The 23195-nt window shown below is 42.2% G+C and carries 24 protein-coding genes; 20 read left to right on the forward strand and 4 right to left on the reverse strand.

What is annotated here, in order from left to right; genetic code table 11:
- Window positions 1–5 precede the first annotated feature (5 nt).
- From GKO22_RS12345 to GKO22_RS12390, 10 genes are all read left to right on the forward strand, one after another.
- Window positions 6–380, forward strand: coding sequence for an iron chaperone (locus tag GKO22_RS12345; protein ID WP_166335449.1), 375 nt, complete (start codon window positions 6–8; stop codon window positions 378–380).
- A complete protein-coding gene (locus tag GKO22_RS12350) occupies window positions 371–811 on the forward strand; it encodes an SRPBCC domain-containing protein (protein WP_166335451.1) in 441 nt (146 codons plus the stop codon). The genes GKO22_RS12345 and GKO22_RS12350 overlap by 10 nt, the downstream gene beginning before the upstream one ends.
- Window positions 812–1025: 214 nt before the next feature.
- Window positions 1026–3335, forward strand: a complete 2310-nt coding sequence (locus GKO22_RS12355) for a putative monovalent cation/H+ antiporter subunit A (RefSeq protein ID WP_166335453.1) — start codon at window positions 1026–1028, stop codon at window positions 3333–3335.
- A gap of 6 nt (window positions 3336–3341) precedes the next feature.
- The gene (locus GKO22_RS12360; RefSeq protein WP_116773964.1) at window positions 3342–3755 is read left to right on the forward strand and encodes a Na+/H+ antiporter subunit B; all 414 of its coding nucleotides are present in this window, start codon (window positions 3342–3344) and stop codon (window positions 3753–3755) included.
- A 4-nt stretch (window positions 3756–3759) separates the two neighbouring features.
- Entirely contained in the window at window positions 3760–4116 is a 357-nt protein-coding gene (locus GKO22_RS12365) for a Na+/H+ antiporter subunit C (protein ID WP_166335455.1), read from the forward strand.
- A complete protein-coding gene (locus GKO22_RS12370) occupies window positions 4113–5621 on the forward strand; it encodes a proton-conducting transporter transmembrane domain-containing protein (protein ID WP_166335465.1) in 1509 nt (502 codons plus the stop codon). Before GKO22_RS12365 ends, GKO22_RS12370 begins: the two co-directional genes overlap by 4 nt.
- Before the next feature lie 6 nt (window positions 5622–5627).
- Window positions 5628–6104, forward strand: coding sequence for a Na+/H+ antiporter subunit E (locus GKO22_RS12375; RefSeq protein ID WP_116773961.1), 477 nt, complete (start codon window positions 5628–5630; stop codon window positions 6102–6104).
- Window positions 6101–6373, forward strand: a complete 273-nt coding sequence (locus tag GKO22_RS12380; protein ID WP_116773960.1) for a monovalent cation/H+ antiporter complex subunit F — start codon at window positions 6101–6103, stop codon at window positions 6371–6373. The genes GKO22_RS12375 and GKO22_RS12380 overlap by 4 nt, the downstream gene beginning before the upstream one ends.
- On the forward strand, window positions 6366–6803 hold the full coding sequence (gene mnhG, locus GKO22_RS12385; protein ID WP_166335467.1) for a monovalent cation/H(+) antiporter subunit G: 438 nt from the start codon (window positions 6366–6368) through the stop codon (window positions 6801–6803). Before GKO22_RS12380 ends, mnhG begins: the two co-directional genes overlap by 8 nt.
- A 144-nt stretch (window positions 6804–6947) precedes the next feature.
- On the forward strand, window positions 6948–8342 hold the full coding sequence (locus GKO22_RS12390) for a peptidylprolyl isomerase (RefSeq protein WP_166335469.1): 1395 nt from the start codon (window positions 6948–6950) through the stop codon (window positions 8340–8342).
- 82 nt (window positions 8343–8424) lie between these two features.
- On the opposite strand, the gene tpx is transcribed toward GKO22_RS12390, so the two are convergent.
- On the reverse strand, window positions 8425–8922 hold the full coding sequence (tpx, locus tag GKO22_RS12395) for a thiol peroxidase (RefSeq protein ID WP_166335470.1): 498 nt from the start codon (window positions 8920–8922) through the stop codon (window positions 8425–8427).
- Window positions 8923–9122: 200 nt separating this feature from the next.
- Here tpx and GKO22_RS12400 point away from each other — a divergent pair, with 200 nt between their 5' ends.
- From GKO22_RS12400 to GKO22_RS12415, 4 genes are all read left to right on the forward strand, one after another.
- Entirely contained in the window at window positions 9123–10337 is a 1215-nt protein-coding gene (locus GKO22_RS12400; RefSeq protein WP_166335472.1) for an OmpP1/FadL family transporter, read from the forward strand.
- Window positions 10338–10348: 11 nt separating this feature from the next.
- On the forward strand, window positions 10349–11671 hold the full coding sequence (locus GKO22_RS12405; protein WP_240920285.1) for an SGNH/GDSL hydrolase family protein: 1323 nt from the start codon (window positions 10349–10351) through the stop codon (window positions 11669–11671).
- 471 nt (window positions 11672–12142) lie between these two features.
- Window positions 12143–13420, forward strand: a complete 1278-nt coding sequence (locus GKO22_RS12410; RefSeq protein WP_166335475.1) for a hypothetical protein — start codon at window positions 12143–12145, stop codon at window positions 13418–13420.
- Between the two features lie 142 nt (window positions 13421–13562).
- The gene (locus GKO22_RS12415) at window positions 13563–13979 is read left to right on the forward strand and encodes an OsmC family protein (RefSeq protein WP_166335477.1); all 417 of its coding nucleotides are present in this window, start codon (window positions 13563–13565) and stop codon (window positions 13977–13979) included.
- Window positions 13980–14176: 197 nt separating this feature from the next.
- Here GKO22_RS12415 and GKO22_RS12420 read toward each other — a convergent pair whose 3' ends face one another.
- A complete protein-coding gene (locus tag GKO22_RS12420) occupies window positions 14177–15502 on the reverse strand; it encodes a PQQ-dependent sugar dehydrogenase (protein ID WP_166335479.1) in 1326 nt (441 codons plus the stop codon).
- A gap of 65 nt (window positions 15503–15567) precedes the next feature.
- Window positions 15568–17829 carry an OstA-like protein gene (locus GKO22_RS12425; protein ID WP_166335481.1) on the reverse strand — a complete coding sequence of 754 codons (2262 nt, stop codon included), beginning with the start codon at window positions 17827–17829 and terminating at the stop codon, window positions 15568–15570.
- 143 nt (window positions 17830–17972) lie between these two features.
- Here GKO22_RS12425 and tilS point away from each other — a divergent pair, with 143 nt between their 5' ends.
- The 6 genes from tilS to GKO22_RS16810 all read left to right on the forward strand — a co-directional run bounded on the left by tilS (window position 17973) and on the right by GKO22_RS16810 (window position 22561).
- On the forward strand, window positions 17973–19298 hold the full coding sequence (gene tilS / locus GKO22_RS12430) for a tRNA lysidine(34) synthetase TilS (RefSeq protein ID WP_166335482.1): 1326 nt from the start codon (window positions 17973–17975) through the stop codon (window positions 19296–19298).
- Between the two features lie 8 nt (window positions 19299–19306).
- Window positions 19307–19786 (forward strand): hypothetical protein, encoded by a 480-nt coding sequence (locus tag GKO22_RS12435; protein WP_166335484.1) that lies wholly within the window; start codon window positions 19307–19309, stop codon window positions 19784–19786.
- An 81-nt stretch (window positions 19787–19867) separates the two neighbouring features.
- Complete coding sequence (locus GKO22_RS12440) at window positions 19868–20173, forward strand: DUF4834 family protein (RefSeq protein WP_166335486.1); 306 nt, start codon at window positions 19868–19870, stop codon at window positions 20171–20173.
- Window positions 20174–20195: 22 nt separating this feature from the next.
- Window positions 20196–21308, forward strand: a complete 1113-nt coding sequence (gene recF / locus GKO22_RS12445) for a DNA replication/repair protein RecF (protein ID WP_166335488.1) — start codon at window positions 20196–20198, stop codon at window positions 21306–21308.
- Complete coding sequence (locus GKO22_RS12450; RefSeq protein WP_116773947.1) at window positions 21295–21609, forward strand: DUF721 domain-containing protein; 315 nt, start codon at window positions 21295–21297, stop codon at window positions 21607–21609. Before recF ends, GKO22_RS12450 begins: the two co-directional genes overlap by 14 nt.
- Window positions 21610–21637: 28 nt before the next feature.
- Window positions 21638–22561, forward strand: coding sequence for an EamA family transporter (locus tag GKO22_RS16810; protein WP_166335490.1), 924 nt, complete (start codon window positions 21638–21640; stop codon window positions 22559–22561).
- A gap of 11 nt (window positions 22562–22572) precedes the next feature.
- Here GKO22_RS16810 and GKO22_RS12460 read toward each other — a convergent pair whose 3' ends face one another.
- Complete coding sequence (locus GKO22_RS12460) at window positions 22573–23193, reverse strand: L-threonylcarbamoyladenylate synthase (protein WP_166335492.1); 621 nt, start codon at window positions 23191–23193, stop codon at window positions 22573–22575.
- Window positions 23194–23195: the final 2 nt, after the last annotated feature.

The raw sequence follows: 23195 nt of genomic DNA on the forward strand, positions 1-23195 counted from the left end.
TTACCATGGAAAAAGACTGGGCAGATGTGGAGAGCTACATCGCGTCATTCCCAAAGGAAGTGCAACAAAAATTGCAAGATATTCGAGCAATCATTGTACGCATAGCTCCGGATGCACAAGAACAGATTTCTTATGGTATGCCGGCGTACAAACTGCATGGCAAGCCGCTGGTATATTTTGCAGCTTTCAAGAGTCACATCGGTTTTTATGCAACGCCAACTGGTCACGAAGCGTTTGCTCAAGAGTTGTCGATGTACAAACAGGGAAAAGGCTCGGTGCAATTTCCTTTAACAGATCACTTGCCTTTGAATCTTATCGAACGAATTATTCTTTTTAGAAAAGAAGAACAGGATACTAAACACAAAAAATCATGCATATAACAGCGATTACCATTTCAACGACCATCGACACCACGCTCGAAGCAGCATGGAAATTTTATACGGAAGCAGAGCATATCGTACAATGGAATTTTGCTTCCGACGATTGGGCATGTCCAAGTGCATCGGTAGATCTACAGCCAGGCGGCGAATACAAGGTTCGTATGGAGTCGAAAGATGGTACAATGGGCTTTGATCTTGAAGCCATTTTTTCCGACGTTTCGGCACCAGACCAAGTAAGCTACATCATGACGGATGGCCGCAAGGTGAACACGCATTTTTCGGAAAGTGCGGATGGTGTAATCGTCACCACGATCTTCGATCCTGAACAAACCAACGATCCAGAAATGCAACGCGCAGGCTGGCAAGCGATTCTCGACAACTTTAAAAAGTACGCAGAACTACAGATGGAAACACCTCCGGATTTTGAATAATCTGAAGTACCTTTTAAAACACTACAATGTTACTTGATACGCTATGGTCAATAGTTTTCAGCAAACTGAAACAATCGAGTAGCAACTCAAAGTTAATGATGGCTGATTTTACAATATAATCAGCCATTCTCGTTAAACAACCCATCGTTTAAGGCAAAAAAACGGGCTTTTTTTAGTAATTTTATCCGCAACCATCACAATTTAGGTCGGATACATGCTATTAACGGTAATTCTAGGATTATTCAGCGCATTGCTGATGTTGCCTTTTGGCAACAAAATTAAGACAAGATGGAGCGCCTTACTGACGCTCGTACCTGCTATCATATTCATATATTATCTACAATATGTTCCTGCAGTATCGACCGGAACGGTTTATACGCAAATTCTTCCTTGGGTTCCTTCCATGGATATCAATTTTGCATTTCGATTGGATGGCCTATCGCTTCTCTTTGCCTTGTTGATTTCGGGAATTGGTAGCGCCATATTTGTATACGCTATCAAGTACTTGAAAGGGCATCCGTACTTTGATCGCTTTTTCGGTTATTTATGTCTGTTTATGGCAGCCATGCTCGGTGTGGTGCTGTCCGACAATATTTTTTCCTTATTTATATTCTGGGAATTAACGAGTATAAGCTCATTCTTTCTGATTGGGTTTAATAATGATAGTGATGAGTCTCGCAAAAGCGCTCTGCGTGCGTTGACCGTCACTGGAATGGGCGGATTCTTTCTTCTAGCAGGGTTAACGCTATTGGGAAATATCGCCGGCACGTATCAAATATCGGATCTGGTAGCAGCACGAGATCTCATCATTGGGCACAACTTATATCCGCTGATCCTGGCACTTATTTGCTTGGGAGCATTTACTAAATCCGCTCAATTTCCGTTTCATTTTTGGCTTCCGGGAGCGATGAAAGCGCCGACACCCGTTTCGGCTTATCTGCACTCGGCGACCATGGTCAAAGCTGGTATTTACCTCTTAGCCCGCTTCAATCCTGTGCTCGGCCAGACCGAATTATGGAGCTATACTTTGATGATTGTTGGTGGATTTACCATGATTTTCGCGGCATTTCATGCACTCTTCCGACTGGATTTGAAAAGTATATTAGCGTATTCTACGATATCTGCTCTGGGTGTGCTGACCTTCTTAATTGGATTAGGCACCAAAGATGCGATTATTGCTGCCGTCGTTTTCATAGTAGTGCACGCGTTATACAAGGCCACGCTCTTCATGGTCACAGGTATTATCGATCACGAAACGGGCACGAGAGACATTAGCAAACTGGCTGGATTGCGAAAAATAATGCCATGGGTAGCTGTAGCTGGCGGTTTGGCCGCTTTATCCAGTGCTGGCTTACCGCTTACATTTGGTTTTATTGGTAAGGATTTAATTTATGCAGCCACGCTCGAAGGTGGAGGCACACTTTCTGTGATCTTAACCAGCTTGGCGGTCGGCACTAACATCGCTTTGGTTGCTGCCGGTTTTATGGCTGGATTAAAACCTTTTTTTGGTGCACTACCAGAAACGTTACAAGATACGCATCGACCATACGCAGCGCTTTGGATTCCACCTCTAATTTTAGGACTATTCGGTTTAATTGCCGGCATCTTCCCGGGCATAATCGGAAACTACTTTTCGCTACAAGCTGCTGATGCCGTTTTTGGTGGCAATACAGATCTTCATTTAGCGCTTTGGCACGGGGTCAATACTGTATTGATATTAAGTTTGGCTACGCTGGGAACAGGTACCTTGGTATATCTTGCCAACAAACCAAATCCTAAAAAATTAAAAGCACTAGAACGCTTAAACGTGATCTCACCTCAATATTTCTTTGACCTAGTCGGACAAGGATTACTAAAGCTGTCGCAAGGCTATACGAACGTAGTGCACAATGGATACCTACGCTCCTACCATTTGAAGATCATTCTATTTGCCGAAGCCTTATTGGCCTACAAGCTTTGGCTTAGTGGTCCTATTCAATTAGATTGGTCAAGTTTGACAGCACTGTCCATTTACGAAGTAGCGGTTGTACTGATACTGATCGGTGCTGTGGGCATTGTATTATCCACACCTTACCTTCTTACGGCTGTTGTGGCCATGACGGTAGTAGGTTATTGTATCTGTTTGATGTTTGTATTCTATAGCGCACCAGATTTGGCAATGACGCAGTTCACGATTGACACGCTGACTACGGTACTGTTTGTATTAGTATTGTACAAATTGCCGCCGTTCTTGAAGCTAGAAAGTTCCACACGCCGCTACCGAGATATTGTAGTAGCCATGAGTTTTGGCGTCATTCTTTCGCTTATTGCGCTCAAAGTAATTAATGAACCGATCGATAAGAGCATCAGTCAGTTTTATGGTGAAAATGCGTACCTGTTAGCCAAGGGCAAAAATGTGGTCAATGTGATTCTCGTTGACTTTCGGGGAATAGACACCATGTTTGAAACCGTAGTGTTGAGTATTGCAGCCATTGGCGTGTATAGCTTATTGAAATTGCGTTTAAAATCTTCTGAAAAAGAATAATCTGTTATGAGAAGTACGATCTTACAAACCGCTACGCGGTATTTGCTGCCTATACTGCTCCTGTTTTCGGTGTTCTTGCTACTACGCGGTCACTACTTCCCGGGAGGAGGTTTTGTCGGTGGATTAGTCGCATCGATTGCCTTTGTGCTACATAGCTTTGCTAATGGTGCAGAAGCCTCTATGAAAATCATGCGCCGCAAGCCGCTTTCTCTAATCCCGATCGGATTGGGGTTAGCTGTACTTAGTGTGATTATTCCGACTTTCTTTGGCTATCCGCCGATGACCGGATTATGGTTGGAGGAGAAGTTTCCAGTAATCGGTTCGGTCGGCACGGCCTTGTTTTTCGATATTGGCGTGTATCTCGTTGTGTTAGGCGTAGTGCTCACCATTCTATTCACTATATCGCTCACCCAAGACTAAGCACATGGAATTACTACTAATATTGCTTCTTGGCATCATGTATGCCGCTGGCGTATACCTGATTCTTCGCCGCAGTATGATTAAGTTGTTGTTAGGTATTATGATGATGGGGAATGGTACCAACATTCTGATCTTCGTCATGGGCTCGATCACCAAAGGAAAACCACCCGTTATCAATAGCAATCATAATATCTTTCAAGACATTTATGCCGATCCGATTCCGCAAGCGTTGATCTTGACGGCCATCGTCATCAGCTTTGCCTTATCGGCATTCGCTATTGTATTGCTCAAGCGAGCATACGCCCTGTTGCAAAAAGATGATTTGGATGATCTTAATACCCCCGAAGAAGAAGATATATGATAGACAACCATATTTTAGCCGCTATTTTCGTTCATCTCATTACTGCGATCTTGCAGTTAATTGCGTGGCGCAAGACCATCACGCAGCGATATTTATCCGTGGGCGGCACCTTCTTAGCATTAATCGTAGCCATTCGGCTATTTGAAAAAGTCTATACAGATGGTACACTGACGTTGAATGCATCGAACTGGGAAGCGCCTTTCGGGATTGTTTTTGTCGCCGATTTATTGGCGGTCACTCTCGTGCTTTTAACGTCCATTGCGGGCTTTGCCGTATCCATATTCTCCACCACCGGTCTGAGTCGGCAACGGATGATGTACGGCTATTTCCCTATTTTTCATTTTCTATTAATGGGGTTAATTGGCGCATTCCTTACGGGCGACATTTTCAACTTATACGTGTGGTTTGAGGTAATTATTATCTCCTCCTTTGTACTCATGACTCTGGGCGGGCGAAAGGCACAGTTAGAAGGCGCTATCAAATACATGGCACTCAACATCCTGGCATCGATGTTTTTCTTGACCGGAATCGGAATTCTGTACGGCATTACTGGATCACTGAATATGGCCGATTTGGCATTGAAGATTCAAGCCGTAAAGAACCAAACGCTAATTGGAATTACCTCTATCTTTTTCATTTTAGGATTTGGTATTAAGTCTGCTGTATTCCCTTTATACTACTGGCTACCATCCTCTTATCATACGCCACCATCTGCTGTAGCGGCTACCTTTGGCGGCTTGCTGACAAAAGTAGGAATCTATGCAATGCTACGTGTCTTTAGTTTGATCTTCATCCCCGATGAATTTACGAAGCAATTACTGTTAGTCATTGCGGTGCTCACCATTCTTACTGGCACATTGGGCGCATTAGTGAAAACCAACGTACGCAGACTTTTTTCTTACCTTATTGTCTGCCATATCGGTTTTATGGTAGGTGGATTGGCTATGTTTACCAAGATCGCGCTGATGGGAACGATATTTTATTTGATTCATGATATCATGGTCAAAACGAATATGTTTTTGATTGCCGGTGTTATTCGACAGTTAAGGGGCTCGATGGATCTGGCTAAATTGGGCGGCATTTACGGTGAATATCCTAAAATATCACTCCTTATTGCTATTGTACTATTTTCACTCGTCGGTATCCCTCCACTGTCTGGTTTTTGGCCAAAAATATTTCTATTCCAAGAAGCATTTGGCCAAGGACAATACTTCTTTGTTGCCGCATTGATTGTGGGAAGCTTAGCGACATTATATGTAATTGCACAACTATGGTCGGAAGTGTTTTGGAAGAATCCGCCCGATCCATCTGTGCTAGAGAACAAGTTTGAGCCCATGCCGTTGTTTAAGAAGATTTTGTTGGTTTTGCCGGTAGCTATTTTGGCGGGCGCATCACTATACATTGGATTGTATGCCGAAGGTGTCGTACAAGTGGCAGACCGAATATCTAATGAATTAATAGACACTACCCCTTATATCGAAGCGGTATTAGGGCCTAAAAGATAATTTGATATGATTAAGTACTTCTTGATGAATCTATTGCTGTCCTTTATCTGGGTAGCATTGACGGGTTCGCTTTCTTACTCCAATTTCATCTTTGGTCTGCTATTAGGCTTTTTCGTACTATGGATCATGAGTCGCAATGAGTACGATCAACGTTATTTCTACCGTGTACCGAAGATCATTAGCTTTCTGCTGTATTTCATCTGGGAGATGATCAAAGCAAATTTACAGGTGGCTTACGATGTGATGACACCGAAGTACTTTTTCCGCCCGGGTGTCGTGTTATTTCCGCTGAGTGCTAAGACAGATTTAGAGATCAACGTTTTATCGACCTTTATTTCGTTGACACCAGGCACTTTAATTTTGGATGTGAGCGAGGATAAGAAAGCGTTGTACATTCATGTCATGTATTTGAATGATCCCGAAACTTTTGTAAATAGTCTTAAAATGGGTGTAGAACGCAGATTGATGGAGGTATTACGATGACACTAGGCACCTACTTTGATTATGTAATCTTACCGATCCTTACCTTATCGGTATTATTGGTTTTCATTCGCATCGCGAAAGGCCCGTCCGTAGTGGATCGTGTGGTCGCGCTGGATGTCATGATTACGATTGGTATAGGTATTATTACAATTTATAGTATTCGGCAGAACCAAGAGGTATTGCTCGACGTGGCGATTATCTTGGCACTGATCGCCTTTCTAGGTACTATTGCCTTTTCGTATTACATAGAAAAACAAAAAGATGATTAATATTATATTAGGTATTCTGAGCACGATTGGTGCGCTATCGATTTTATTTGCATCTATTGGTTTGATTCGGATGCCAGACTTTTACCTGCGCTTATCCGTGACGGTTAAGGCGTCGACTCTTGGTGTCGGACTCTTTTTGATCTGTGCTGCCATTATGTTTCCCGATGATATTTCGGTCACGACAAAAGCGATTGCTATTCTCTTCTTTCTGATTATAACCGCACCTGTGGCAGCGCACATGATTGCCCGTACGGCGTATATTACAGGAACACCTTTGTGGAAAGAAACCGTAATTGATGAATTGCACGGTATGTATAATCAAGAAACGCACGAACTAAAAAGCGATCCGGAAGAAGCCGCAGAGGAGAATGAGCAAGATCCTAACATGCCAAACGGACAAATAGCGGATAGTGACGAGAAAACGGAATAGGATTTCACAACGTTAAAAAGGGTTAAAGCAGCAGTGGCACCTCAAAAAACAGCTACCTTTGCACACGGTATTTAGTGTAAATAATTCCATACCTTTGTATCTCAGAAGGATGAATATCTTTGGATGAATAAATCAACAAGAAACATGAAGAAGTACGCGATTTTATTTATTGTATTTGCATTCTCAGTAGTGCAATTCGCGCAAGCGCAAGATAAATTAATCGATAGGGTTGTTGCTACGGTGGGGTCAAACATCATTTTACAATCGGATGTCGATATGCAATACACGCAATATTTAGCGAATGGTGGGCCTGCAAATCCAAACTTTAAATGCCAGGCCTTACAACAGCTCATCATGACCAAATTGTTGGCACAGCAGGCTGTGATTGACTCCGTTGAAGTTTCGGAGGCAGAGGTGGATGATGAATTGAATCGTAGAATGCGTAGCATGGTACGACAAGCAGGGAATCAAGAACGCTTAGAAGGATTCTTGAAGCGCTCTGTATTACAATATAAAGAGGAAATTCGCCCAACGCTATCCGAACAAATGCGCGCAGAGCGTTTGCAAGGGAATATCGTTCAAAAAATCAGTGTTACTCCGCAAGAAGTAAACCGCTACTTTGACGGACTGAATAAAGATAGTCTGCCTTACTTTAATACAGAAATTGAAACAGGTGAGATCGTGATTGAGCCGGTATTGACCAAATCCGAAAAAGAACAATACAAAAGCAAGGCTGAAGGGTATCGTCAACAAATATTAGCAGGATCGGACTTTGGAACGATCGCTCGTTTTTACTCCGAATGTCCTTCGGCTCCTAATGGCGGTGATTTAGGTTTTGCGACACGTGATAACTACGTTAAAGAGTTTTCGGCTGTAGCCTTCAAATTGAAACCAGGTGAAGTGTCAGAAGTATTCGAGACTCCTTTTGGATTTCACTTTTTACAAGTATTGGAAAGACGCGGCGAAGAGGTGAATGTGCGCCACTTGTTAATCACCATGAAGCCTACACAAGCCAGCTTAGATCGTGCAAAATCGAAGATCGATAGTGTATACAATCTGGTAGCCACTGGCAAGATGAGCTTCCACACAGCGGCGTCCATGTATTCTGATGCTAAAGAAACGAAATTTAATGGCGGTATGGTGTTTGACCAAAACTCGTACACACGGAGTACCGTGATTTCAGTAGACGGTTTGGACAAAGATCTTTTTGCCGCAATCGATACATTGAAGCCCGGACAATATTCGAAGCCTTACCTATTTTCACATGTGACAGATGCACACCGTGATGGTATAAAAGCATATAAGTTTAATTATTTGAAAACCCGTGTAGCACCACACCAAGCAAATATGGCGCAAGACTTTGCGAAGATACAGGAAGCTGCACAGCAAGATAAAGTAAACCGCTTCTTAAGTGAATGGTTTGAAAAACGCACCGCAGCGACGTATATTCATGTTAACGATGATTTCTCGACTTGTGATGATCTGGAACTTTGGCTGAAAAAACCAACGCAGGATGAAAAGGTAGCGCAAGCCAATTGATAGACTAAAAAAAACGGTAAAAAAAGGGGCTTCAACAATGTTGAAGCCCCTTTTCTGTATATTCGTGCTATTGCACAAAAATTTAAATCGATGCCAAAGCCGCTTTGTAATTAGGTTCTTCTGTTACTTCTGCGACCTGCTCTGTGTATTTCACTTTTCCATCTGGGCTGATGACCACTACAGCACGGCTTAATAAACCTTCCAACGGACCATCTGAAAACTTCACGCCGTATGCTTCCGAGAAGCTAGCGTCTTTATATTCGGACAAGGACAATACTTGCTCCAATCCCTCTGCAGCACAGAAGCGACCTTGCGCAAATGGCAAATCTCTTGAGATACACAAAACAACGGTATCTTGTAACTCCGAAAGCTCTTGGTTGAACCTCCGTACAGATGCTGCGCAAGTACCTGTGTCCACACTTGGAAATATATTCAACACGACATGCTTACCGCTAAAGTCTGCCAATGTTTTTTGTGACAAATCACTTCCTGTTAAAGAAAAATCAGGAGCGCTATCCCCCACCTTGGGCAATGTCCCTTGCGTGTGTACTTCGTTACCTTTAAATGTTATTGTAGCCATAAATCTTTTTTTTTGTGATAGCAAGATAGGAAATTATCAAGAGCCAAGCGAAACATTATCAAATCCTGTCGGTTATCTATTTAAATTTATCAGAAATAAATTATAGTTTTCTCGGATTAAAATATTATGTTAGCATATTAAATCTAAAGATTGTGACCTAACCTAGTTAGGTAATTCTAACCAAGTATAAATAAAAGTGTATGAAAAGATTATTACTCGGCCTTTTATTGGCATCCCCCGTACTGGTGTTTGCGCAAGGATCTGTCGTTAATACCCAAAATCAAAAGATTGTCGGTATGGCTGGTGCAGGTAGCGCATTGTTCATCGATGAGGCTTCCATGGTATACAGCCCTGGAGCCCTAGCTAAAATGGATCACAACGCCGTACAAGTCGGCGGTAATGCCATCATGTTCCGGTCGGCATTCCAAGAGGTGGGATCGATGGATTCGTACAGAACCCGATCTCAAGTCTCCACTCCCTTTGCAGCTTACGCTACTTATGCGCCCGATGGGGCATTTTGGAGAGCGGGCCTCGCGGTATACACGCCTTTTGGTGGCGGAGTAGATTGGGGAAACAATTGGCCCGGAAGATATGAACTGAATGAATTATCACTTCGTGCTATTTTTATACAACCCACCGTTAGTTTCAAAATTACAGATCAATTCTCTGTGGGTGGTGGTTTTATCTACAACATTGGAACAGTCGAACTAGGACGAGTCTTACCGGCTTTTAATGCCGACGGCAGTCCTTCTACCGCCCGATTAACAGGAACAGGAACGGGAACGGGATACACCTTAGGCGCGCACTATCACTTGGATAATGAATTTGCATTTTCCGTCACCTATCGATCAAAAGTAGTCACCTCCTTGAATGATGGCGATGCGGAGTTCCATGTTCCGCAATCCATAGCGGGCAACTTCCCTAACACGAACTTTTCTTCTGAATTGCCCCTACCATCTTCTTTGAGTGTAGGCATCGCCTTTCCCGTCGCAGAAAAGATAAAGATGGCGGTTGATGGGTCTATTATTAATTATAATATCTATGAGCAATTGGCCTTCGAATACGAATCAGATCGGATTGCGAATACAGTTTCGGAGAAGAATTATCAAAAATCATATACTGCTCGTGTTGGTGTAAATTATCAAGCAAAAGAGAAACTCGCGCTTCGTGCCGGTGTAGGTTATATTCGCACACCCGTGCGCGAAAATTTTGTTAGTCCGGAAACACCGGACAACAACCGCTATGTCCTATCAGCTGGTGTGACGTATGATATTACACCAAAATGGGAGCTGAATGCCGCGTACGCTTTCCAACATATCTTACCGCGTACCACGACCAATACGGCTATCAATTTGCAAGGACGATATGAAACCTATATCCATGCACCCGGTGTTTCAGTAAGCTATAAATGGTAAACCAAACTATTATGAAAAAGATCTTTAACATATATACTTCTGCCCTTTTTGGCTTGTTTTTCGTCGCTTCCTGTTCTCCAAGCTTGGATGAATTCGAAGTACGGAATACGTCCACCGCAGACTTCAATAAATACATTGCTATTGGAAACTCGCTTACTGCAGGTTTTGCCGATGGCGGGCTGTACTTATCCGGACAGCAAGTGGCTTTCCCGAATCTAATCGCTGCACAAATGCAATCTGTGGGTGGCGGTACATTTACCTCGCCATTCTTCAACGCGAATCAAGCGAATGGCTCTGGCTATCTGCGTTTAGACTCACTCGTGAATGGACGACCGGTAACTGCACCTGTAACCGATAATCTAGCGATTCGTGGAATCAACCCGGCAACGGGACTTCCCTTATACACCAAATACGAAGGACCAGAAATTAATAACTATGGCGTACCGGGCATGCGTTTGGATTTAGCATTTGTACCCCAATTCTCTGGATTAAATTCTTATTTCGAGCGTTTGCTGGCAGATGCTGCAGCAGTAGGCACCACCTCTTACTTTGATTTTACCAGAAGTAGACAACATACGTTCTTTTCTTTCTGGCTCGGAAATAATGATGTTCTAGGCTATGCGATGAATGGTGCTGTTGGCGGAACTCCGACAACGACATTGACTGATGCTGCCCTATTCTCCGCTTTATATAACAGGTATATTGATTCACTGACAACAAACGATCGTAAGGGTGTTATAGCGACCATACCTGATGTAACTAGCATTCCGTTTTTTACGACGGTAACACAGCCACAGTTGGCCGCGGCAGTGACAGTAGGTACACTTGGTACGCCTTTAGAAACAGACAATGTTTTGATCCAAACCAAAACTGGAATTAGACCGGCTACGCCGGAAGATCTCTTTATCTTAACATTGCCTACAGATAGCATTGGTGATACTTTTAGAGGCCGGCCATTCTTCGGAATAATCGAACAAAATCCAATTCCAGATAACATGGTGCTCGATCGTGATGAAGTTGCGGAAGTCGTGGCGCGTGTACAGCAGTACAATAATGCGATTAGACAAGCGGCAGACAGAAGAGATTTGGCACTTGTAGATGTGCATGCATTTCTAGCTCAGGCTAGAACTGGCTTTATCTACAATGGTATACCATTTAGCTCCTCGTTCATTACAGGTAACGCATTTTCCTTAGATGGTATTCACCTTACGCCGATCGGAAATGCCGTTATCGCCAACCTATTTATTGATGAAATCAATAGAAAATACAATGCGACGATTCCGCGCGTAGACGTCACACGGTACCGTGGCGTACAATTGCCAAACCACAATTAAGCGGTTGACTTACTTCTTAAAACTGATTTAAAATAAATACTAAAAGTTGTTAAGCGTTGGTTTTCTCGAAAATCAACGCTTTTTTGCTATATCGTTAATGATTATATTTGTACTACGATGAAAGTAACATTCCAACTTACTCTTTAATGTTACAAATACTAGACTCCTCTTACTTCAACCGAAGTATTTTTAGAAAAAAATATCCACCTAATTTTCTCATTTAAAGACGTTTGTCTATACCCTCAAAATACCCATGTTATCAGGTTCAATTCTTGATCCTACGCTTTATCCCACCACTTATGTTAGGCTGAGTATTATATTTAAATAATCATAAATACACCTAAAGTCTAATAAATATGAATAAAATTCACATTTAATTTTCTTTATAATTAAATTATAAATAAAATTAAATGTGATTAATCGTTAAGACTCCTAACTTTATAAAAAACTACATATTAAATTAATTTTATTATGAAAAATTTAATTTGTCTAATCGGTCTAGCAGTGCTGATAGCACTCGCTTCTTGTTCCAAAAATGAAATTTTGGAAAATAGTATTAATGAAAATACAATCTCTAGGAACGCTACAGAACTATCTATCAATGAAATAGAGCAAAATGCTTATGATGATTTAATACAACTAGTAGGCATGGGTTTCTACATACGAAGCGTTGGTAATTTTCAGGGAAGAAATGCATTGCAAACACAAGGTAAGGGGCAAATAATATCCGTAGTAGCACCTACAACGGTAACACCTCCAAATCAACTTTTTTATGTAAGGAAGCCTTTATACAGTACCAATAGTACTAATCTAGAAATTTTCTCCCGTCTTGAAGACGCAGCAATAGGATTAGGATTTGGTATATCCAGTTTCCCTCCGATATCATTTGGCCCCCCGCCCCCCCCGCCGCCACCTGATCGTTCCTTACGTACATACACTAGTGCTGGTGCTCCATGGGTGGGACCTTTTGTCCCCGCTCAAGGTCATCCTGCCTATCAATGGAGATTTCGTCCTAATGAATCAGGAAATGCTTATCTAATGATAAATTCAGGCTATAATGTTGGTAATCCATTAATCACAAATGATTTTACTAATGTTAGCATACGCAATAGTAATGGAATTATTACCGATGAGAGACCTAATCCAAATGACCCTTTTCAGCAATTTCAATTTATCCCTAACGATCAATTTATCGTAGAGAGAGTTGATATGAATATCGAAGGTGCTAACATCGTATCTTCTAATCCGATTGTACTGTCAGAAAGAATAGTAGATAACTTCCCAGCCGAATCTGCTTCCAGAACACTTACATTCAATGAGACTCTGCAAGAAAATTATTCCTTTAATCAATCTTCTGCTGTTAGCTATCAATTCACAAATGGGGCAAGTGCAAGTGTTAGTATTGCTAGTATTGTATCAATCGGAGGAAACTTTTCAGTAACGCGTGGAACTACACAAACTTTACAATATGGGACAAATGTCACAAAAACAATTTCTTTATCAGAAAGCTATACAGTTCCAGTCCCAGGTCAAACACGTTCTGTACTCACCTTTAGCGCTATTAGACATACTGTTAGAGTTCCGTACACAGCAATTTTACGAGGATTAAACACAGGTAAAATAATTACTATCAATGGTTTTTTTGACGACGTCAGCTATTCTGCAACAACCTTAGCGATTAATAATTTTTCTATTACTAACAATGTATTGATGAGCCGGACGTCTGTTAACCCTAATCCTAAAAATTAGATTCTATTCATTAGATGATCGCAAAGTAAAAGAAGAACAAGTATTTGTCATTGCAACTTAGAAAAACTTAATAATAAAGCGTTGGTTTTCTCGAAAATCAACGCTTTTTTGCTACATCGTTAATGATTATATTTGTAATACGATGAAAGTAACCTTACAAAGAGAAAACGATGCGATGCACTTTGCTGGGAGCAGTGCCTCTAGTGATGTAAAAGTACATATCGATGGTTCGCCCGAAATTGGAGGCGAAGGCTTGGGCGTGCGCCCAATGGAATTGGTGTTATTTGCCCTAGGTTCTTGTAGTGTATTTGATCTATCGGTTATTTTAAAGAAGCAACGTCAACAAATCGACGATATTCAAGTCGAGGTAGAAGGAAAACGCCGAGAAGAAATACCGACCATCTTCACCAACATTCACATTGCTTTTACGTTGAAAGGTGAGATCGATGCGGATAAAGCTGCTAAGGCTGCCGAATTGGCCGTCAAAAAGTATTGCTCTGTACATGATATGTTGGCCGCAGGTGGTGTAGATATTACCTATAGCATCAAGATTAATTAGGCTTATTCTATGCGCATCTTTTAGAGATTGCCACAGCCTCGTACCTCCCTCGGCTTCGCAAGGATGTGTATTTGATCACAATTACAGACGCAGACCTAACGATATTCAATACGTAAAGAGCGACCCGAAATGGGTCGCTCTTTACGTATTGTAACGACTGCTTTCCGCAGCAATACAATCCTTACTCGTGCATTTATCTACTTCCCTTTCTCTGGAATAACTGCCCAAATCACATTCGCGGCATCATCTGCTACTAACATATAATTCTTTGTAAACGCCACGCCGACCGGTCGGCCATGAACTTCCTTTTTCTCTTTATTAGCTACAAATCCCGTCAAGAAATCTTGCGTTTTACCATTAGGTTTGCCATTTACGAAGGGTACAAAAGCCACTTTGTAACCAACGAACTCCGAACGATTCCATGAGCCATGTTGTCCAATAAAAGCACCTGTTTCGAAACCGGGCGCTTTGTTAAAAGCAAAGCCCAGCGATGCGGTATGCGCGCCTACTGCGTAATCTGGTTTTAGCGATTTTGGCAAATCGGTAGGCATACGATCTTTCCATCTTGGATCAACCTGCATGCCCCAATAATAATATGGCCAACCATAAAATTTCTCTGCTTGTACGGAGGTAATATAATCTGGCACTAATTCATCGCCCAACTCATCTCTTTCATTGACGGCCGTCCAAAGCATATTAGTTTGCGGTTCGATATCCATCCCGACCGGATTACGCAATCCAGATCCAAAGATACGCTCGCCTGAGCCATCGGGATTTACTTCTAAAATGACCGCACGGCGTACTTCATGCTCCATCCCATTCTCCCCGACATTACTTCCTGATCCTACCGATATATAAATCTTATTACCTGCTTTATTCGCGATGATATTGCGCGTCCAGTGATTATTGTAACCACCAGCAGGCAAGCTAACCAATTTCTCACTAGCAGAGGCATCTACTTTTCCATTCGCACTATTATACGGGTAGCGCACAAGCGCATCGCTATTGGCCACATAAAAGTGATTCCCAAGAATCAGCATACCATAGGGCTGTGCTTGATCCTTAAGAAAAATCGTTTTTTCCTCTGCCACACCATCCCCATTTTTATCTTTAAATAATAAAATTTCATTGGGACTTGCGCTTCGAAAGATATTCCGAGCATCTATCTTCTCATCTTTTTCACCTTCCTTTTGAGTGCGGGATTGTGCTACAAAAATATCTCCATTTGGTGCAACATAAATATTTCGCGGACTATTTAGATTTTCGGCAAACTTGACGACTTTATAGCCTTTCGGCGCTTTGGGCATTGTGCCATCTTTCCAACCTACTATAGTAGCGTACTTATTGGTGGGCTCGGTTGCCATCGGCTCTTGCAATGCCAGCGAATCACCGTACTCCCGCTCCACCGTAGTAGAATCATGATCCGTATTCCCCTCTTTAGACTGATTACTGGAATTACAACTATAGAGAAATAGAGAGGCGAACAACCCGGAAAAAAGCGATGTTTTGATAAACGTATTCATAACAATTTCTTGAGTGACAAATATGCTGTTACAACAACATTCGCTGTGAATAGTTTACAGAAAATCTATTCTTCGAAGATCACCGGATCTGGCGGACGTATTTCTTTACCGCCCTCCTGCGCTTCTTTATCCACTTCTTCTTTGGTATCAGGGACTGTGTTGTCACGTTTCCGATTCATCATATCGTCGACGGATAATGGTCGGTCTTGCGGACGCCAAATAAAACCGGGCAGAATCTCGTTCTCTTGATTGACCAACTTCAACGGATACACTTGTTGATTGGGCTTGAAGGTGTTATAGATATTGACCTTTTTGTCTTTAAAGATGATTTTAATCCGAGCTCCACGATCATGAAACATATCGCGAATGATACGGGTGGGTTCATCTACATTGAACACGAGATTTTCAGCATTACCATCCACAAATAGCCTTTCGATGTAATTTTGATCAAAAAACACCGTGATCTTTCGACCTTTGAGTTGGTTGAATTTGATAGAGTCTAGCACGGCATTGACCATGAAAGCATTGTCTTTCAACAGTGCATTATCCAGCTTTCTATTGATCATCTGCATGAATATCGTATCTGCCGAGATCTGAGAACCATCCGACCAGATCATGGGTTTGCCCATGAAACGAAACATAGAATCTTGCATGCCATAATACACCGAATCGGCCACCGCTTGCAAATCGGACTTGAACATGCGAACATTCCGATACGCTTTGACAATACGCGTTCGCGCCGTGTCCGAAATTGCTTTTAAGGAATCTGGCGCAGACAATAAATCTGGCCTCATCACGGTTTCCATCGCTTCATCAATGCGTGTGCCGGCCTCATTTCCTGCCGGAATGACTACTTGATCACGTAAGGTACTATCTGCTTTCAGTGTATTGGCAATCGTGAGTGAATCGGTTTTTTTGGCGATATCTGGTGGCTTCCGGTCGGTTCGCGAAGGTAACTTTTTCTGAATGGTATCGATTGCCGCTGTTGCTAAACCCGCTACGCTAACACTATCAAGCTCTGAAATGGTAGATGGATCTGTAAATTCTTCTAATTCACCAGATTCTTCGCCGCCGATCAGGTCATCGTCATCGCCATAATCCACATCTTCATCCACAAGCAGCTGACCGCCGTCCCGACTCAAGCCGAGATCCAAGGCCACATATTCTACTCGCGGAATTGTTCTTGAAAAGATGGTATCGGCCGTCATATAAACAGTGTCGACCTTACTTTTTGGTGTAGAAGCAACATGCACGGTATCCAAAAGCACATTGTCTTTAGACAATGAATCGATCGAGAGTTGGAGTTCTTGCTGTGCGAGTTCTTCTTGCTGTTGTTGTTCTTCAAGATCGCGTTCACGTTGCTTGCGCTCGCGCCGCGACAATTTCTCCGCCTCGGGCTCGATGGTCTTCACACTATCCGCGGGTGCTTTCGAGGTAGTATCATTATCGACCACCATCTTCACGAGCGGTTTGTCGGCCATGGTGATGGATTCTTCGCCACCACGATACTTTCCATACCCGCCATTAGCATAGAACTTCTCTAATGTATCAACAAACACCACATTCCGAAACGCTTCTCCATCTCCTATAGATCGATCATAATACAAGCTATCGCCTTTTAGGAATTTGGAACCTTCAGTATAAAGGTTGTTCAGGTTGAATTTGGCAATACCCGTACCTGTATTATATACTCCGCGCTCGGTATATAAGTTCTCTCCTGCTCGACCTTTAATATTGGTCGGTCCGAAAAAGAAATTGTCGCGCGTGATCGAATTATAGCGCATCGTATCAGTGTAAATCACCACATCGGGCGAACGCACAATGACCTTTTCTCTGAAATACGAATCTTTAGTGCGCTCGAAGTAATAGGCATTCCGTGAAGTAATCGTATCTGTTCCGCTGACGATGCGGCCGCCGCCAGTATATGTACCGCGTTGATCTCGAAAACTGTAGGTCAGATAATTCGTGGTCAATACCGATTTATTGTCCACCACACGGACATTGTTTGTGAGCACGGCATGTTGTGTGGCCGCTTCATAATGCAGACGATCACCATAGATCACCGTACCGGAAGGCTGTGTAATCACCACATTACCGTATGCTTCAAAAAACTCTCTACCAATATCATCGCGCCAAAAATCGCCACTATCAGCCATTAACGTGTTGCTCTTATGCTCGTACACTGGATTGTAATGACGCATGACACGCTGCTCAATAATCACACCGCGCGTAGAAGAAACCAAACGCATAGCGTCCGCAGCTCCTTGCTGAGCGTGTAAAGCCGCAATGGACAACAGATAGATGAAAAGGGTAAATACTGGTTTCACAAGCGCAAAAATATACATTTAATCCCCAAAAAAATGTTAAAATAGAGGTGTACATCACGTAATAAATTGCTTCCTCCTATTTTGGATCGAAAACTATCTTATTTATTATCTGAAAATTCGTTTTACGCTCATTAACTTTGACCATGGAGATCTTAGATCGGCTTTCTGAATATATTGACCGTGAGCAATTATGCGATCCTCAAGATCGTCTCTTGTTGGGCGTGAGCGGCGGAAAGGATTCTATGTTAATGGCTTTCTTATTGTGGAAATTGGGCTATCAGATCGCGATCGCACATTGCAATTTTCAGTTGCGCGATGCTGAATCGGATTTGGATGAACAACTGGTTCGCCAATTTGCCAAAGAACGCGCCATTCCATTCTATCACATTTCGTTCGAAACGCAACGCTACGCCGAAGAACAGCAGCTTTCTATACAAATGAGTGCTCGTGCATTGCGCTATCAATGGTTCGAAGAACTACTAAACGCACATCACTTCAAAGCTATTGCGGTAGCGCATCATCAACAGGATCATATCGAGACGGTTTTCATCAATCTTGCTCGCGGAACGGGTTTGCGTGGCCTACGGGGTATTGCTGCGAAGCGTGACCGGATCATTCGACCGATTTTGTGGATGTCTAATGAAGAGATTGTGCAAACCGTCGCGCAGTATCATGTTCCTTACCGAGATGATCAGAGCAACTTCTCCAACAAATATGCACGCAACAAAGTGCGTTTGGATATTTTACCTCAATTTCGGGCGTTACAACCGCAATTCGATCAGGTGATGTTGGAAAATATTGAACGCTTTACAGACAGCTATAACTTGGTTCAACGATTGACGGAAACGATTCGTCAGCAACTTTTCATTGCGGCAGCAGATCGCACGGAAATCGATAAAAATTCGCTGCTAACCTATGTGAAAGATATTCCGCTGCTGTATGAACTATTTAGACCTTACCACTTTGAAAAAAATATCGTAGCAGATCTAGCCAATACGGCCCTAAACCATATTGGATCGCGATTTGAATCGGAAAGCCACGTAATCGTAGTAGATCGAACACAGGTATTTGTATATGATAAAAAATTAGTACCGCTGGACACTTATGAGGTGCAGCAAGATGATATGAAGGTGCATATCGCTGCGCACACTTTATCCCTGTCTATTAGTACAGATACGTCATTAGATCTCGCGCAAAACGTCGCTAAAGTGGATTTCGAAAATTTGGTTTTTCCGCTCACCGTTCGACGCTGGTCACTGGGGGATCGTTTTATGCCTTTGGGCATGAATTCTAGTAAAAAAATAAGCGATTTTTTCATCCAAAAGAAGATCCCTTTACTCGAAAAAGACCAAATCCCCCTTTTAGTGAATGGCAATGGAGAAATTATTTGGGTAGTGGGCTACCAACTAGATAATAGGTACAGAATAAAGGAAAATACAAAGAAAGTAGCTACATTCGTGTATAGTTAACTGACGGTATGGGAGAGCAATTTGCATTTGAAGAAAAGCAGTATTTAGGTCGTGATATGACTTGGGTGAGCGTGCGTCTTATTCTGGCACTATTCTGTTTTGTGGCCTATTATCTCAATATAGATCACATTGTCTCTAGTCAGTTGTTTTTCATTACGGGAGTAGGTATTCTATTTGTCTCGATCCTCATGTTGTATATGATCAGCTACCGTACCTTGGTGCAGGATCATAAATTGACGCTAAGCGGCTTGTGGACGACGAGTTTGGTAAAGATCGATCTACGATCGATCGCGAAGGTAGAAGTGAAACCCTACAATACCTTTATCTTCAATAATCCGGTGTATAACCTGCACAAAAATGGCAAAATTCGTTTTTATTCTGGCGGCAAAAATGCGGTCTGGCTTACGGATTTGGATGGATTGATCTATGTGATCGGTTCGCAGCGCCCCAACGAATTGGCGATAGCTATTCAAGCTGCTAAAAGCTAAATTTTGTTAAGTGATCCTGATCTGACATTTTCGTCAGACATTCTTAAGGAGTTTTGTTAAATTTGAACAAAGCGGTTTACCATGGAATTTTTAAAAGTCGTCGTTATTTTAGTTGCATGTTACTATGCATTCAAGCTGAGTGTTCGGTTTTTGCTCCCTTTTGCCATGAAAAAGATGGCCGAAAAAATCATGAAGAAAGCCCAGCAGGGTAATTTTAATGGGCAAAGCGGACCTTTTCAATATCAAGGTTTTGGACAGCAACAAGATACAAGACAAGATCATAAAGGCAACGGAAAAGTAAAAGTGGCATATGTGCCACCCAAAGAAGATACGCGTAGTGGCCAAGCAACTGCTGGAGAATTCGTGGATTTTGAAGAAGTCAAATAAATAGCCGTACTTCGCATCTGATATGTGGCTAAAACAGCTTTCCTTATTACATTTTAAGAATTACACAGAATCTACGCTGGAGTTTTCTCCTGCTACGAATGCATTCACAGGGTTCAATGGTGCGGGGAAAACCAACTTGTTGGATGCTATTCACTACTTATCCCTTTGTAAATCATACTTCAACCCAATCGACTCGCAGCATATCAAGAAAGGCGAAGATTGGTTTATGGTACAAGGTCTTTTTGAAAAGACATCCGATGCGTCAGATAGCATTTCGTGCAGCCTCAAGAAAAATCAGAAGAAACAGTTTAGAAAAAACAAAAAAGATTACCCAAGATTAGCAGATCATATTGGCCAGTATCCATTGGTGATGATTACGCCTAATGATGTGGGCATCATCCTTGATGGCAGTGAAGAACGTCGTAAATTTATCGACAACGTGATCTCGCAGACGGATAACCGCTACTTGGATACGCTGATCCAATACAATCGCATCATACAGCAACGCAATCAATTGCTCAAGATGGCCGCAGCAAGCAGACAATTGGACTTGGGTCTGTTGGAAGTGATCAACAGCCAATTGATCGAAGTTGGAGATCAGATTTTTGCCAAACGCCAGGCTTTCATGCGGGAATTTGCTCCTTTTTTTGAGCAGCATTACAATTATATTTCAGATGAAGCCGAAATGGTGGAACTTCACTACGAATCACCACTGCTACACGACACATTTGCTAGTCTGCTAGCGACAAATCAAGATCGAGATCGCGCACTGGAGCGCACCAGCCAAGGCATCCATAAAGATGATTTGCTTTTCAGCATTCATGAGGGTATGCCACTCAAAAAATTTGGATCTCAAGGACAGCAAAAATCTTTTTTGATTGCTTTAAAACTCGCACAGTATTCCTTTTTCAAAGAGAAGAAAGGCTTTTCTCCCTTACTGTTGCTCGATGACATCTTTGATAAGCTCGACGATAAGCGCACCAAAAAGATCATGCAAATGGTTTCTGATGATGCTTTTGGCCAGATATTCGTAACGGATACCAATGCCGATCGAATTCGTCAGATTTTTCAAGAAATCGGAAAGCCTATTCGTATCTTTGATGTCAAAGAAGGTGCGGCAAATGAGAAAATATAGAGGCGAAGATGTCCGAAGAAGTGACGATATATCCATCAAACAAGCGGTAGAAAAGATGTTGGAAGTTTACCGACTTCGGCAGAAGTTTGATGAAACCTCCATCGTAAATGCCTGGCCAGAAATCATTGGTAAAGCAATCGCCAATAGAACGGAAAGAATCTATATTCGAGACAAGAAGTTATTTGTATCAGTAGAGTCTGCCGTGATCAAAAATGAATTAGCCATGATGCGCCGTCAAATAGTAGGCCGCATCAATGAGCATGTGGGCTATGTGATGGTGGAGGAATTTGTGATTCTGTAATTAATCCGACGTTTATACTATTATTTCGGTGAATCTTAAATATTATATCTCGGCACTTACCGGTTTTGCCATTTGGGGATTATTTAGTTTGGTACTTCGCCCTTTGCACGAATATGCCGCCTTGGAAATCCTCCTGTACCGTGTACTATTTGCGACGATTACCATTTGGCTTGTCAATTTGCTTTTTCGACGTAAGCAGACCAAAAGTGCTATGCAAGAAATTGCCCAATTAGAAAGCAGCGAAAAACGTAAAATCTTCACCAACTTCATCGTGAGTGCGCTGATGCTGTCGCTCAACTGGTTTGTCTTTATCTATGTGATGAATGCGGTGAGTGTCAATGCTACCTCACTCGCTTACCTGTTATGCCCAATTCTCACCACAGTTTTGGCCACTTCATTTTTGGGTGAGCGATTGAAGATTGGACAATGGTTGGCTGTTGGTGTAAGTGCGCTCAGTTGTATCTTACTATCCCTCGGTCATTTTATGGACTTGTTTTATAGTTTGATGATCGCATTGACCTATGCGATTTATCTCATTTTACAGAAAAGCAATACGCGGATTGATAAACTGTTTTCGCTATCTATTCATTTTGTACTAAGCACCATTATCTTATTGCCGTTGTTTGGCGTAGTAGGATTAGGAGGTAATAAGTCTGCCTTATTTTATGAGTTAGTCTTATTGATTGCCGTGGTGTTTACCATCATTCCACTATTCTTAAATGCATATGCCTTAAAAGGATTGAACTCGTCATTGGTGGGCATTCTTTTATACATCAATCCACTACTCGCTTTTACCTTAGCGGTGACGTATTTTAAAGAGCCTATTACCGGAGTACAAGTGGTGGCGTACGGCATGATCTTCCTCGCGGTGCTCTGGTTCAACTTCTTGTATTTTCAGAAACCCAAAAAGGTCACTCCTCCAGAAGAAGAAATGCCTATCGTACCGCAGTAAGGGATTCGGACTTATAAATAAGCCGACAAATCACCTTTGCCATCACGGATTACTTCAAAGTCGCCGTTTGTGAGGTCGACCACTGTGGACGCTACGTTGTCGCCATAGCCGCCATCGATCACCATATCGACCTTTTCGCCGTATTTTTCATAAATAAGCTCTGGATCAGTGGAATATTCAATGATGTCATCATCGTCATGAATGGAGGTCGTAACGATGGGATTGCCCAATTCTTTGACGATCTCGCGCACGATATTATTATCTGGAACACGAATACCTACTGTTTTCTTTTTCGAACTTAACAGCTTTGGCACTTGACCACTCGCATTGAAGATAAATGTAAATGGCCCAGGAAGTGCTTTTTTCAATAATCGAAATACCGAGGTATCAAAAGGCTTGGTGTATTGAGAAATATCTGTCAAATCATAACAAATGAAAGAAAGATTGGCTTTCTGCGTCTGCAAACCTCGGATCTGACATACGCGCTCAATCGCTTTCTGATTAGTAATATCGCAACCAATACCGTACACCGTGTCGGTCGGATAAATGATGACCCCGCCACTTTTTAATATATCTACCGCTTGCTCTATAGCTTTCGGATTCGGATTTTCTTCGTAAATTCTGACTAACATAC

Origin of the sequence: Sphingobacterium chungjuense, assembly GCF_011316935.1 — a bacterium.
In the GTDB taxonomy this organism is placed as follows: Bacteria; Bacteroidota; Bacteroidia; order Sphingobacteriales; family Sphingobacteriaceae; genus Sphingobacterium; species Sphingobacterium chungjuense.